This window comes from Lancefieldella parvula (assembly GCF_963530955.1).
Lineage (GTDB): Bacteria > Actinomycetota > Coriobacteriia > Coriobacteriales > Atopobiaceae > Lancefieldella > Lancefieldella parvula_A.
Genome location: NZ_CAUSFQ010000032.1, coordinates 1 through 13,203, shown reverse-complemented (window position 1 = coordinate 13,203; position 13,203 = coordinate 1). Strand labels below are relative to the sequence as shown.

The 13,203-nt window shown below is 50.3% G+C and carries 10 protein-coding genes and 1 pseudogene; all 11 read left to right on the top strand.

Annotation, left to right across the window (positions count from 1 at the left end):
* Positions 1-130: 130 nt before the first annotated feature.
* Positions 131-466 (top strand): annotated as a pseudogene (locus RWJ43_RS03560) (penicillin-binding protein 2); the annotation flags it as partial.
* 24 nt (positions 467-490) lie between these two features.
* The gene (locus RWJ43_RS03555) at positions 491-1,612 is read left to right on the top strand and encodes a penicillin-binding transpeptidase domain-containing protein (RefSeq protein WP_314007844.1); all 1,122 of its coding nucleotides are present in this window, start codon (positions 491-493) and stop codon (positions 1,610-1,612) included.
* A gap of 8 nt (positions 1,613-1,620) precedes the next feature.
* Positions 1,621-3,057: a UDP-N-acetylmuramoyl-tripeptide--D-alanyl-D-alanine ligase gene (murF, locus tag RWJ43_RS03550; protein WP_314007840.1), complete on the top strand. Its 1,437-nt coding sequence runs from the start codon at positions 1,621-1,623 to the stop codon at positions 3,055-3,057.
* Positions 3,057-4,088 (top strand): phospho-N-acetylmuramoyl-pentapeptide-transferase, encoded by a 1,032-nt coding sequence (gene mraY / locus RWJ43_RS03545; RefSeq protein ID WP_314007837.1) that lies wholly within the window; start codon positions 3,057-3,059, stop codon positions 4,086-4,088. The genes murF and mraY overlap by 1 nt, the downstream gene beginning before the upstream one ends.
* A gap of 29 nt (positions 4,089-4,117) precedes the next feature.
* Positions 4,118-5,521, top strand: coding sequence for a UDP-N-acetylmuramoyl-L-alanine--D-glutamate ligase (murD, locus tag RWJ43_RS03540; RefSeq protein ID WP_314007835.1), 1,404 nt, complete (start codon positions 4,118-4,120; stop codon positions 5,519-5,521).
* Positions 5,521-7,050 (top strand): putative lipid II flippase FtsW, encoded by a 1,530-nt coding sequence (gene ftsW / locus RWJ43_RS03535; protein WP_314007833.1) that lies wholly within the window; start codon positions 5,521-5,523, stop codon positions 7,048-7,050. The genes murD and ftsW overlap by 1 nt, the downstream gene beginning before the upstream one ends.
* A gap of 23 nt (positions 7,051-7,073) precedes the next feature.
* The gene (murG, locus tag RWJ43_RS03530; RefSeq protein WP_314007831.1) at positions 7,074-8,207 is read left to right on the top strand and encodes an undecaprenyldiphospho-muramoylpentapeptide beta-N-acetylglucosaminyltransferase; all 1,134 of its coding nucleotides are present in this window, start codon (positions 7,074-7,076) and stop codon (positions 8,205-8,207) included.
* 81 nt (positions 8,208-8,288) lie between these two features.
* A complete protein-coding gene (murC, locus tag RWJ43_RS03525) occupies positions 8,289-9,704 on the top strand; it encodes a UDP-N-acetylmuramate--L-alanine ligase (RefSeq protein WP_314007841.1) in 1,416 nt (471 codons plus the stop codon).
* Between the two features lie 10 nt (positions 9,705-9,714).
* Positions 9,715-10,629, top strand: coding sequence for a UDP-N-acetylmuramate dehydrogenase (murB, locus tag RWJ43_RS03520; protein WP_314007829.1), 915 nt, complete (start codon positions 9,715-9,717; stop codon positions 10,627-10,629).
* Positions 10,630-10,636: 7 nt separating this feature from the next.
* Positions 10,637-11,695 (top strand): FtsQ-type POTRA domain-containing protein, encoded by a 1,059-nt coding sequence (locus tag RWJ43_RS03515; RefSeq protein ID WP_314007827.1) that lies wholly within the window; start codon positions 10,637-10,639, stop codon positions 11,693-11,695.
* Positions 11,696-11,942: 247 nt separating this feature from the next.
* Positions 11,943-13,079, top strand: a complete 1,137-nt coding sequence (gene ftsZ / locus RWJ43_RS03510) for a cell division protein FtsZ (RefSeq protein ID WP_314007825.1) — start codon at positions 11,943-11,945, stop codon at positions 13,077-13,079.
* Positions 13,080-13,203: the final 124 nt, after the last annotated feature.

Below are 13,203 nucleotides of genomic sequence, written 5' to 3'. Positions count from 1 at the left end.
TAGGCTTGCTTGGCTGCAAATCTTTACGGCAGCAGATCTTGCAAAGGGTGCCGAGAATAACCGCACCAACGATATTGTCTTGCACGCTCGTCGCGGCACCATTTACGACCGCAACGGCAATGTCTTAGCCATGAGCGTTGACTGCAAAGACATCTATGCCAATCCTTCGGAGATTAAAGACGCAAGCTCCGTAGCTCAGGTTTTTGCCTCGTTCTTAGGCGGAAGCCCTTCAGACTACCTTGGAGACCTGCAGCAAGACACCACCTTTGTCTACGTGCGTCGTCGTGTTGACACTGATACCGCTTCTAAGATTTAAACAGCACTTGACGAGAAAAACCTCAAGGGCGTCTATTTTGTTAACAACACCAAGCGTGTCTATCCCTATGGCAACGTCGGCGTTCAGATTCTGGGCTTTGTAAACGCAGACAACGAGGGCGCTTCTGGCCTTGAGTATTACTACAACGATATCCTTGCAGGTACTAATGGCCACATGATTGTTGAGACCGGCGCTGGTGGTACGCCAATTGCTGGCGGTACCTCAAACATCACTGAGGCACAAAATGGACAGGACATTGTTCTTTCCATTGATATTGAGCTGCAGAAGAAGGCAGAAGAGCAGCTTACTGCCGCAGTCAAAGACATTGAAGCCCAGCAGGGTGGCTCAATCATGGCTATGAATCCTCGTACCGGAGAGATTTATGCCGCAGCTTCATACCCTCTGCCAGATTTTAAGAGCGATAACGGCGTTGACTACGAATCTCTCAACCTCAAGCTTGTCTCAAGTATCTATGAGCCAGGCTCCGTATTTAAGGTAATTACTACATCAATTGGTATAGATGACAACCTCTTTGGTCCAAATTCAACCTTCAATATCCCAACCGAGCTCAAAGTTGGCGATAACAAGGTTACCGACGATGACTGGCGTACCAGCGCCATGGACATGAGCGTAAGAGAGATGCTCAGGCGTTCCTCTAACGTTGGTATGGCCTTCCTCGAGACGCAGCTCATAGGTGATGAACGCTTTGCGGCAGGAATTGACAAGTTCGGCATTGGACACGCCACAGGCATTGACTTCCCAGGTGAGGCTACAGGAATTGTCCGCTCTCTGGACGAATACGAGGGTCCAACTGGCGGAAACATGGCGTTTGGTCAGGGCCTTGCAATTCCATTTATCCAGGTTATTCGAGCGTACACCGCTGTTGCCAATAAGGGAACTATGGTGACTCCGCACTTTATGGTTTCAAAGGGCGGCCAAGAGGTTACCTGGCCTACTAAAGACGTTATTTCTGCTTCCACAGCTTCAGCCGAGCTTGACATGATGACTACTGTTGTCAAAGAAGGCACCGGTGTTCGCGCAGGTATCTATGGCTACACTGTTGCTGGTAAAACAGGTACCGGCCAGCAGGTTGTGGAAGAAACCGGCTCGTACGGCGAGAATTCCGGTTTTGTTGCCTCTTTCTGCGGTATTGTAAATCCTTCAGAATCTGATCTGATGGTTTACGTTGGACTTAACGATACTCACCAACTTGCATCGCAATCTGCCGCTGTGGTCTTCTCGCAATTTGCAAAAGACGCAGCCACACGCCTTAATATTCAACCAATCAATAACTAGGAGAGCTCATGGTTAAGCTTTCGGTTGAACAGATAGTCGCAGCTACAAATGCACGACTGCTCCACCGCGGAACCCGCGAGGTTGCGGGCGCGGCCGTCATTGACTCTCGCGAGGTTCAGGAAGGCTCGCTCTTCGTGGCCTTCGCTGGCGAGAAGGTCAATGGAAACTCCTATCTCTTATCTGCTGCCCAGGCGGGCGCTGCTGTTGTTGTGGCATCTGAGCCTGTAGCAGACAATCTGCTCGACAACCTGGCCGCCACAGGAGTCAGCGTTCTTGAAGCCGCTGACGATGACTGTGAGGCGTTTCTGCTAGCTCTTGCCGCTGCTTGGCGAGAAGCCCATCAAAACTGGCTGGTTGTGGGCGTAACTGGATCGGTTGGTAAAACTACCACCAAAGAAATGCTTCGTCGCGGCATTGGCGCCACTCGTCGTGTGTATGCAACCGCTGGCAATCACAACAACCTTATTGGCCTACCACTTACGGTACTTTCTACTCCAGAGGATACCGAGGTGCTTGTGCTTGAGCTAGGCATGAATCATGCTGGCGAGATTACCAGGCTCACCTCGGTTGCTCGTCCAACAGTAGCGGTTATTACCAACGTTGGCACCAGCCACATTGGTCTTCTCGGCAGCAGAGAAAACATTGCGCGCGCCAAGGCAGAGATTGTCTCGGGCATGCGTGCATTTGACTCAATTGAACCTACGCTTATTCAGGCTTCGGCGGGGGACTACACCAAGTTCATTGCAGATGAGTTTGCTCGCCCTGCTCGCGTTGTTTGCAAGACAGTGGGCGCCACAGAAGCTGACCTCATGAGCGCGCAGCAGGTCACTCTTGACGAGGAGGGCCTTCCAACTGCCACTATTGTTGCTGCATCCGGCTGGTCACGCACGGTAACCCTTGAGGTACCGGGGCGTGTTGTGGTAGACGACCTTCTTTTGGCACTTGAGGCTATAGAAACGCTTGGTCTTGACCTTGACGCAGCTGCAGAGGCTATTGAGCAGATGCCTGCCACTCGTATGCGTCTTTCGGTACTTGACGCAACCTGTGGTGCCAAGATTATTGACGATTCTTACAACGCAAGTCCAAACTCCACAGCTGCAGCGCTTGACGTGTTGATGCAGATGCCAGCGGAAGGCCGCCGCATTGCCCTTATCGGAGAGATCGGTGAGCTTGGACCAGAGGAGAAGCGCCTCCACGGTTATGTGGGCGCCTATATTGCTGCTAAAAACCCTGACCTTGTTGCCTTTGTAGGCACGGGAGCCGCGCGTGAAATGGTTGAAGCTGCGCGCGTTATGGGATTCTCGGAAGATAAAATTGAACAGTTCAGTGATGTTAACGAAGCACTTACCGTGCTCGGACCAGTACTTGCGCAAGGAGACGTTCTTCTCGCCAAGGCATCGAGGTCTGCCCAGCTTGATATTTTTGTAAAAGGAGTTACTGAGTAATGTTTTACCAGACTATTTACCCAACATACCAGGTGTTTGTAGCACTTGGTGTCTCCTGCATCATCACGTTGATCTTAATGCCACTCTTTATCAAGTTGATGAAGAAAGAGGGAGTGGGCCAGCAGGTTCGTGCTGACGGCCCTCAGCAGCACCTGGTCAAGCAGGGTACTCCTACTATGGGCGGCGTCGTTATGCTGGTAAGCATTGTGCTGACCTGTATTGCACTTGCTCAGTGGAACACCGACCTCATTCTTGCTATGGCAGCTATGCTGCTCACAGGCTCGCTTGGTCTTCTGGACGATATCGAGTCTGTTGCTCATGGTAGAAGCCTTGGCCTTACCGCATCTCAGAAGATGGCTGGACTTATTACCATTTCTGTTGCATTTTGTCTGGCAGCAGTTAACATTTGGGGCATTACGCCCATTATTGCGTTCCCTGGTGGTCTTGATATCAACCTGGGCATCCTCACCACTACCGTCAATTTAGGCGGAAACGTCATTTCTATCCCTTGGCTGTATCTCTTCTTTGTCTTTTTGCTTATGGCAGGCCTCTCCAACGCTGTTAACCTGACCGACGGCCTTGATGGCCTGGCTGGTGGCTGCGTTATGGTTGTCATGATTTTTATGGCTGCGGTAGCTTTCCGTTATGGCGAGAGTAGCCTTGCTGTTTTTGCCGCATCTATCGCAGGCGCTTGTATTGGTTTTTTGTGGTTTAACAGCTATCCTGCAAGCATTTTTATGGGAGACACCGGCTCTCTTGCCTGGGGCGCTGCCTTTGCGGCCCTGGCTGTTCTTACCAAGACAGAGGTAATTTCCCTGGTCATGGGCGGTCTTTTTATCATCGAGGCACTGTCCGTTATCATTCAGGTTGTCAGCTACAAGGCAACTAAAAAGCGCGTATTCTTGATGGCTCCACTGCATCATCACTTTGAGAAACTTGGCTGGAACGAGACAAAAGTAGTCTTTAGATTCTGGATCATTTCCGGAGCATTTGCCGCTCTGGGCTTTGCTCTGTACTTCCAGCTTCACTAAAGATATTGCTCTGAGAAAGGATCGATTGCGTGTCGCTTCTAGAAACACTTGGAAATGTTTGTGTTCTTGGTTTTGGTAAGACCGGCGTCTCTGTCTGCACGTATTTGCTGCAGCAGCCAGAGGGTCGTGTGTCTTCCGTAACTCTTGTGGGCGGCGCAGATGCTACTGTTGGCGAGAAGATCCAAGAGCTTGCAGACTCAGGCGTACAGGTACAATGCGGCTCCAATCAGGTTAAGGGTACCTTTGACCTGACTATTGCATCTCCTGGTATTCCAGACACCTCTGAGCTGTTCTTAAGTGCAAAGGAAGCTTCTCAGCAGATTATGGGCGAGCCAGAGTTTGCCTATCAAGAGAGTCCTTCACAGTGGATTGGTATTACCGGCACAAACGGTAAAACTACTACCACAAGTTTGACCACGTCAATCCTGCAGTATGCGGGTCTTGATGCAAGCGCTGTTGGCAATATTGGCCTAACTATTACGGACCAACTTGCAGAGAGAAAGCCTAGGAGCTGGTTTGTAGCAGAGCTTTCAAGCTTCCAGCTTGCTACTACTCAAAAATTGCATCCTCACGTTGCGATGCTTTTAAACATTACGCCGGATCACCTTGAGTGGCATGGTTCACTCGAGGCGTATGCAGCAGCTAAAGAGAAGATTTTTGCCAACCTTGATGCAAATGACCTGGCAATTGTTTCTGACTTGGATGAGTTTTGTCAGGACGTGTCTTCTCGCCTTGAGGCTCGCGGCATTGCCGTATGCCATCTTGCTCAGACAGATCCCGGTACGCAAAACGCCGCCTTTGTACGCAATGGAGCGCTGGTAGTCAGGCTATCTGGTAGAGAGATGGAGCTTGTAGCAGCTGATGCACTCCACATTAGGGGAGCGCACAATGCACTCAACGCTCTTGCTGCAGCTGCATGTGGCTTATTCCTGGGACTTGATATTGTTTCTATTAGGCATGCCCTGTTGGACTTTATGCCGCTTGAGCACAGAATTGAGCCAGTTGATACGGTTAATGGTGTTTTGTACGTCAACGATTCTAAAGCAACAAACACTGATTCAGTTGAAAAGTCATTAACTTCGTTCCCAGGTAAAGACGTTATTTTGCTACTTGGTGGTCACGATAAGGGCACAGAGCTTGATGAGTTTGCTCAGAAGGTATCCGCTACCTGTGCATACGCAATCTGCTTTGGAGAGGCAGGTCCTCGCTTTGCAGAGGCGCTTCGCCGCGTTTCTGGCAGCCATGCAGAAGTGGTAGAAGAGCCTCATATGCATGAAGCTTTTGACCGTGCGGTAGAGCTTGCTCGTCCAGGTTCTGTAGTGCTTCTCTCACCAGCTTGTTCCTCATTTGACGAGTTCACAGGCATGGCTCAGCGTGGTCGTGTCTTTAAACAGCTCGTGGCAGATCTTGCTCAAAAAGAGAGCGGTCGATAATGGCTACCAGCAGAAACAGAACAGGGGAGCGCGCGCAGCAACCACGTACTTCTCGCCAGAAATCTTCCGAGGGCTCGCAGGCTAAAGGCCGCTTTGGTGCTATTCCAGAGCGTTTTATGCAGCCTCGTTTGGTGCTTCTGGTATCAACGGCTATTCTGGTGTGCTTTGGCCTGGTAATGATTTATTCCGCATCCTCGATTTCTGCAATGACTTCTGAGGACATGGGCTATAACCCCTTCTACTACGTGCAGCGTCAGCTTGGCTTTGCTGCAGCAGGAGTTGCGTTAGCGTTTATTGTTTCTCGCATTGACTATCGCGCAGTAGTAAGAAATCTCCAGGTACCTATCTGGGTTGTGACCATTGGAATGCTGGCAATTATTTTTACTCCTATTGCTGGTGCTGATGCATATGGCGCGACCCGTTGGATTTCAATTGGACCGTTTTCTTTCCAGCCGTCTGAGTTTGCAAAGATTACCATCTTAATTTCTGTCTCGTATTTGGCTCAGCAGTACTTTATTGATCAGACCATAGATCAGATGGAGTTCTTTAAAAAGTTTGCTATTGCTGCGCTTGCGCCACTGCTTCTTATTTTGGCCCAGCCAGACAAGGGCTCTACACTGATTATTGTGGGAACACTTTTGGTCATTGGCTACCTTGCCGATGTTGACCGAAGAGTTCTGGCAACTATTGCTGTTGCTGGCTTTATTGGCTTTGCCTTCTTATCTCTTAAAGATGATTATTCTCGTGCTCGCGTTGTGACTATGTTCAACCCTTGGGCTGATTATTACGGTGCAGGATATCAGCTTGCACAGGGCTTTTATGCTTTTGGTTCTGGCGGTATTTTTGGTGTTGGCTTTGGTTTTTCTCGCCAGAAATATTCCTATCTTCCTATGGCTCACAATGACTTTATTTTTGCGGTTATTGGAGAAGAGCTGGGCTTTATTGGCGTTTTGGGTCTTTTGGTTGTATTTGGCGCCCTGGTATGGGCAGGCTTTAAGATTGCTCGCTATGCACCAGATTTGACCGGCAGGCTTATTGCTGCAGGTTGTACCTCTATGTTTATCATCCAGGCCTTTGTTAACATCGGGGGTGTTTTGGGCCTTTTGCCTCTTTCTGGTAAGCCTCTGCCGTTTATCTCATACGGCGGTTCAACCATCATGTCTAGTATCTTGATGGTTGGACTTTTGATGTCTGTTTCAAGGCAGTCAAGGCTTCCAGAAACCGAGTACGATAGGCAGCGTGCGTCTTGGAGCATAGCTGAAGAGCAAGATACCTTTGATGCTCCAGGTTTTGCTGGTCTTACCATGGTTGATGGTGGGGTAGGAGTAGGCATGCCACTCCCACGTTCTCCTCGCCCTAAGAGCAGTGCACAAAGCTCTGCGCGCCCATCACGAGGTGTTTTGCGCTCAAGAGATGACGACGCCCCTCAAGGCCGTATTACGACAGATGCCTCCGGAAGGCGCAGAATTGATTTGGGACCTTCTGCATCGGACAGGCTTCGTGGAAGTAACACTAGGCCTCGTCGATAGCTGATTTCTAGGAGATGGATTGCATGGCAGAACAGAAGAAACTCTCTGTTGCAATTGCTGCAGGTGGAACCGCTGGTCACATTAACCCAGCTCTGGCTCTAGCTGAGGAGCTTCGTGAGCGCGGCCACCAGGTTACGTTTTACGGTCAGCCCAACAAGCTTGAAGGTACGCTGGTACCTGAGGCAGGATTTGAGCTGGTAGCTATCCATGTAAATGGCTTTGATCGTAGACGTCCTTGGACGCTTATGAGCGCGGCATACAATCTTGAGCGCGCAAAGATGCAGCTGCACAAGCGCTTCAAAGATCAGGGTGCACCTGATGTTGCTATTGGTTTTGGCGCCTATGTTGAGCTGCCTTTGCTTCAGCTTTGCGCAAAACTCCATATCCCGTATTTGATTCACGAGCAGAACTCAGTAACCGGTCTTGCTAACCGTGTATCTGCTGGTAAAGCATCTAAGGTGTGCATTGCGTTCCCAGAGGCTCGCAAGGCTTTTGAGGGCCACGTAAAGGCTCAAAACACCATTGTGGTTACTGGCAATCCTGTGCGTAAGAGCGTTCTTTCTGCTGACAGAGCCGCCTCGAGGCAAGAGTTGGGTATTGCAGACAATCAGACATTGCTGCTTATCTTTGGCGGTAGTTTGGGCGCTCGTAGTATCAACGAGACGTTTGCTGCGCTTAAGCAGGAGCTTCTTACCCGTCCTAACCTGCGCATCATCCAGTCAACAGGCCAGAAGCTCTACGATGAGGTTGTCTCGCTCATGAAACTTTCTGACGAGGAGGCTGCTCGCTGGGAGGTTAAGCCCTACATCTCCAACATGGGCGCCACCCTTGCTGCGGCTGACCTGGTGGTTTCTCGCTCCGGAGCATCTTCTGTGGCTGAGATTGCAGCGCTTGAGCTCCCCAGCATTTTGGTGCCGTACCCTCTGGCAACAGCAGATCATCAGACTACTAACGCACACCTGTTGTCGGACGCGGGGGCAGCTATTCTGGTGCCAGATAACCAGGTGGGCACCACGACCTTCTCGACAGCTCTGTTTGAGCTGGTAGATAACGCGGACCAGCGCAAAAAGCTCTCCGAGGCAGCTGCTACACTTGACCAGCGCAGCGCCGCATCTCTTGTGGCTGACGCTGTGGAAAGTGCCGTTTGTGGCGTATAAAACAACTCGTTTTGCGTTAGAGTAAACATGTCTTGGTATGTCCAAGACTCAAACGATAACAATACTTGGAAAGGCTCTCTTATGGCAGATTCCATGGGCGAGAAGACCATCTCGCGTGCACATTTTATTGGAATTGGTGGCGCAGGTATGAGCGGAATTGCGCTTGTTCTGCACGAGCGCGGCTGCACCGTTACCGGCTCCGATTTAAAGAGCTCGCATTATGTTAGAGAGCTTGAAGATGCAGGTATTCAAGTAAGCATCGGCCACACCGCAGCCACTATTGACGCTGTGATGCCTGATGTCATTGTTACCTCTACCGCAATCCCAGAGACAAACCCAGAGGTCATTCGCGCACGTGAGCTTTCCATTCCTATTTGGCCTCGCGCTAAGATGCTCTCGTATTTGTCACGCGGCCGCAAGACCATTGCTGTTGCGGGTACTCACGGCAAGACCACCACATCTTCTATGGTTGCTACCATGTTGGACAAACTTGGCGCTGATCCATCATTTTTGATTGGTGGCGTTGTTGAGGGCTACGATACCAATGGTAAAAACGGTAATGGCCAGTACTTTGTCTGCGAAGCGGACGAGTCTGACGGTTCGTTTATGTTCCTTAACCCTAACGTGGTTGTTGTCACCAATATTGAGGCAGATCACCTTGACCATTACGGCTCTCTAGAGAATATCGAGAAGACCTTCTGTGAGTTTATGAGCTTGCTTGATAAGGAAGAAACTGTTGTTATCAACGGCGATAATCCTCATTACGTTGAGCTTGCTCAGTCAACTGGTAGGCACGTAGTTACCTACGGCTTTGATTCAAGCTGCGATTTTGTTTGCACGCAGGAGGAGAGAAAAGCTGGAATTGAGAATCCTCTTACCATCAAGACTCCTTCTGGTCAGACTATTTCTGTGGTACTTCCAGCTAATCCTGGTAAGCACAACGTTGCAAACGCAACCGCTGCAATTGCCGTTGCTGATGCTCTTGGCTTTGACCTTGAGGAGGCCGCAGCAGCGCTTTCGCAGTTCAAAGGCGCACGCCGTCGCTTTACGCACGTAGGAGACATCAACGGTATTACCGTCGTAGACGATTACGGCCACCATCCAACCGAGATTGCAGCAACCATGTCTGCAGCTCTTCCTCTTGGCTTCAAGCGCGTTGTTGTTGTTTTCCAGCCACACCGCTATAGCAGAACTCAGGACTTGGCAGATTCGTTTGCACACGCGTTTGACGGCATTGACGTTTTGCGCGTCATGGATGTCTTCTCCGCAGGTGAGCTGCCTATTCCAGGCGTCTCGGGCAAGACCGTTTCTTCAAGAGTTGAGGCTGCCAATACTGTTTCTGACGTGCGCTACATTCCTTCTCGCCGAGATCTTATCGCAGACCTTCTTGATACGGTTAAACCAGGAGATCTGCTGATTACTCAGGGCGCAGGTGACGTCACTCAGATTGGACCAATGTTTATCCGCGCACTCAAAGAGCGTCTTCAGAACCACTAGGACCTCTGCCGTGAGCTTGTTTAACGCCTATGTAAGCCTTTCTGGGGCCCTTGATGCAACAATCAAGCAAGATGAGCCGCTGAGCCACCATACTTCCTTTAGGATTGGTGGTAAGGCGTCGCTTTTTGCTGCTGTTCACAGCCATGCGGCGTTGGTGCGTGTGCTTGAGGTGCTTGCAGCTAATCGAGTTGATTGGGTGCTTTTGGGCAAGGGTTCAAACATCCTTGTCTCCGATAAGGGCTACAACGGCTGCGTTATTGTGCTCGACGATGAGCTTTCTACCATTTCAGTTGGCGAGAATAACCTCATTACTGCAGGTGCAGGTGCGCTTACAGCACGCGTTTGCAATGAGGCCATGAAAGCAGGTCTTTCTGGCCTTGAGATGTGCGCTGGTATCCCTGGAACTATTGGTGGCGCTCTTTCGATGAACGCAGGTACCAGGCATGATTGGATTGGTAAAGCCGTCCGTGATTGCGTGGTGCTAAAGCCTGGCAAGGGTCTTGTACGCTACGATGCCTCCGCGATTGAATGGGGTTATCGCTACACTACGTTTGCACCAGATGAGATCATCCTTGAGGCAACGTTTGCGCTGACAGCATCTAATCGTCCTAAAGTTGCTCTTGGTATGGATACACTCTTGCAGCGTAGAAGAAATACTCAGCCAACTGGTCAGCTTTGCTGCGGTTCTGTTTTTAAGAACCCAGGCAGCAGGTCTGCTGGTGCACTTATTGAAGAGTGTGGTCTTAAGGGAGTTACTGAGGGCGGCGCACAGATTTCTGATATTCATGCCAACTTTATTGTGAATACCGGTAACGCCACCGCCTCAGATGTCATTGCACTTATGCGCAGAGCACACGATGCGGTCCAAGAAAAGTTTGACATTGATCTTCAGCCAGAGGTTAAACTTCTGGGTTTTGGGGCATAGGGAAGATATGGCAGAAGATACTTCAAAGCAAACAACGCGCCGTAAGGGCACAAAAAGGGAGCCTTTATCGTCTGGTTCTACTCAGACGACAGGCGCTACTAAGCCTTCTTTTATGAGCAAGGCCTTTAAGCCTAAGCCAAAGGTTGAGGCTACAGCTCCTGATGCCAAGCCTTCTGCTAAAAAGATTTCTGCCAAAAAGCCAAATAACGCTACAAAAACTGCAGCTCAAGCTCGTGCTGAGCGTATTAAACACAGCAGAAAAGTATCGTTTAAGACAGTACGCACAGCCTTTATCGTTTTGCTTAGCCTCGCCCTTCTCGCTGGCATTGCTTTTCTCGTCCTACGTTCTTCCTCAGTCTTTGCTATCACCAACATTCAGGTAGAGCCAACAGAGCACGTCTCTAACGAGCAAATTCAAAAGCTCATTGCAGTAGAAGAGGGAACGACCCTGCTCAATATGGATGAGTCCCTTATTACCCAAGAACTTCAGAAGGACCCTTGGGTAGCTTCTGCAACGTACGAGAGGCAGTTCCCCAATACGCTGCGTATTACCATCACAGAGCGCAAGGTCACAGCCATTGTGGCGCTTTCTTCTGGTCCGGTTGCATGGTATTTGGGCGAGAATAACGTCTGGCTTGAGGCAGATCAGCTCAACGTACCAGAAGGAAAAACTACCGCTACCGTTGCGCTTGAGAAGGCAACCTCAGAAGGCGAGCTGCTCATTACTGATGTTCCCGCAACAGTTTCTCCTGTAGCGGGTACCACGGCAACAGATGCAGAAATTCAAGCAGTTATGCAGTATCAGTCTACATTCTCGTCAGAGCTTACGTCACAGATTGTGAGTTACTCGGCTAGTAGCGTTGATGCAATCTCTGTCACGCTTACCAATGGTGTGCAGGTTGCCCTGGGCTCTCCAACACAGATTGCTGACAAAGAAAAAGTGATTCTGGCAATGCTTAAGCAGTTCCCAGGAGAACTTACGTACTTGAACGTAAGAACACCTGCAAGCCCAACCTATAGGCGTGTTTCTACCGGAAACGTTCAGTCTGGCTCTGGTGTTTCGTAGGTAAACGCGGTACTACCACGCGCCGTTAGGCTATTTTTTCCTACCGTTTACCAGGTTTCTTCACAATTTCTACATATTATTTGACTTGCAAGGGTGAGTTGTGCAAATATACCCCGCTTTGCATGAAGCGTAAGCCTTAACTTGAGGTTTAGGGTTTTATACAGCGGTTCTGCGAGCGCATAAACGTAGCCTAAGCGCAGTCGCGCTCCGGGACAAACGGGCACAAGCGTGCCTCAAGGAGGAAGACATGATTAAGGACACCGATACCCTTAACAACTATCTTGCTGTTATCAAGGTTGTTGGCGTTGGTGGCGGCGGAACTAACGCTGTCAACCGCATGATTGAAGAAGGCATCCGTGGCGTTGAGTTCGTTGCTGTAAACACCGATGCACAGGCACTTGCAATCTCCGATGCTGACATTAAGGTTCACATCGGTACTGACATCACCAAGGGCCTTGGCGCTGGCGCTAACCCTGAGGTTGGTAAAGAGGCAGCAGAGGATAGCCGCGATGAGATCAAGGCAGCACTTGCTGGCGCTGATATGGTCTTCATCACTGCTGGCGAGGGTGGCGGTACTGGTACCGGCGCTGCTCCAGTTGTTGCTGATATTGCAAAGAATGACGTTGGCGCACTGACCGTTGGCGTTGTTACCAAGCCATTCTCCTTCGAGGGTCGTCGTCGTTATGGTTCCGCAGCTGACGGAATCAAGACTCTTTCCGAGAACGTTGATACGCTCATCGTTATTCCAAACGATCGTCTGCTTGATCTTTCTGAGAAGAAGACCACCATGCTTGAGGCATTCCGCATGGCTGACGACGTTCTATGCCAGGGCACCCAGGGTATTACCGACCTCATCACTGTTCCTGGTCTGATCAACCTCGACTTTGCAGACGTCTGCACCATCATGAAGGGCGCAGGTAGCGCAATGATGGGCATTGGTATTGCTGCTGGTGATAACCGCGCTGCTGATGCTGCAACTGAGGCAATCTCTAGCCGCCTGCTTGAGAGCTCTATTGAGGGCGCAACTCGCGTTCTTCTCTCTATTGCTGGCAACAAAGACCTTGGTATTCAGGAGATTAACGAGGCAGCTGACCTGGTTGCTAAGAACGTTGACCCTGACGCTAACATCATCTTTGGTACTGTTGTTGATGAGTCCCTGGGCGATCAAGTTCGCGTAACTGTTATCGCAACTGGCTTCAATGACTCTAACGTTCAGCAGCAGCTTCCAACTCTGAACACTCAGAGCGTCAGCCGTCCAAGCCGTCCTGCTCAGCCACAGCCAACTCGTCCTGTAGCTGCTCAGCCACAGCCTGCTCGCACCAATAACTCTTCTAATGAGAAAGAGTTTGATATTCCAGACTTCCTTAAGCGTAGCCGCATCTAAACATGTGCGCGCTGAATAGACAGTGCTTACACGGCGTGACCCTGCTCATGGATCCTGAGGTTCCATGCGGGGTCACGCTCGCATTTACTGAGCGTACTGGCGGTTTTTCAGAAGGGGAGTTTAG

Excerpts from the sequence above, each read along its gene's own strand:
- RWJ43_RS03555 (WP_314007844.1), top strand. The coding sequence starts at position 491 with ATGATTGTTGAGACCGGCGCTGGTGGTACGCCAATTGCTGGCGGTACC.
- murF (WP_314007840.1), top strand. The coding sequence starts at position 1,621 with ATGGTTAAGCTTTCGGTTGAACAGATAGTCGCAGCTACAAATGCACGA.
- mraY (WP_314007837.1), top strand. The coding sequence starts at position 3,057 with ATGTTTTACCAGACTATTTACCCAACATACCAGGTGTTTGTAGCACTT.
- ftsW (WP_314007833.1), top strand. The coding sequence starts at position 5,521 with ATGGCTACCAGCAGAAACAGAACAGGGGAGCGCGCGCAGCAACCACGT.
- murG (WP_314007831.1), top strand. The coding sequence starts at position 7,074 with ATGGCAGAACAGAAGAAACTCTCTGTTGCAATTGCTGCAGGTGGAACC.
- murC (WP_314007841.1), top strand. The coding sequence starts at position 8,289 with ATGGCAGATTCCATGGGCGAGAAGACCATCTCGCGTGCACATTTTATT.
- RWJ43_RS03515 (WP_314007827.1), top strand. The coding sequence starts at position 10,637 with ATGGCAGAAGATACTTCAAAGCAAACAACGCGCCGTAAGGGCACAAAA.
- ftsZ (WP_314007825.1), top strand. The coding sequence starts at position 11,943 with ATGATTAAGGACACCGATACCCTTAACAACTATCTTGCTGTTATCAAG.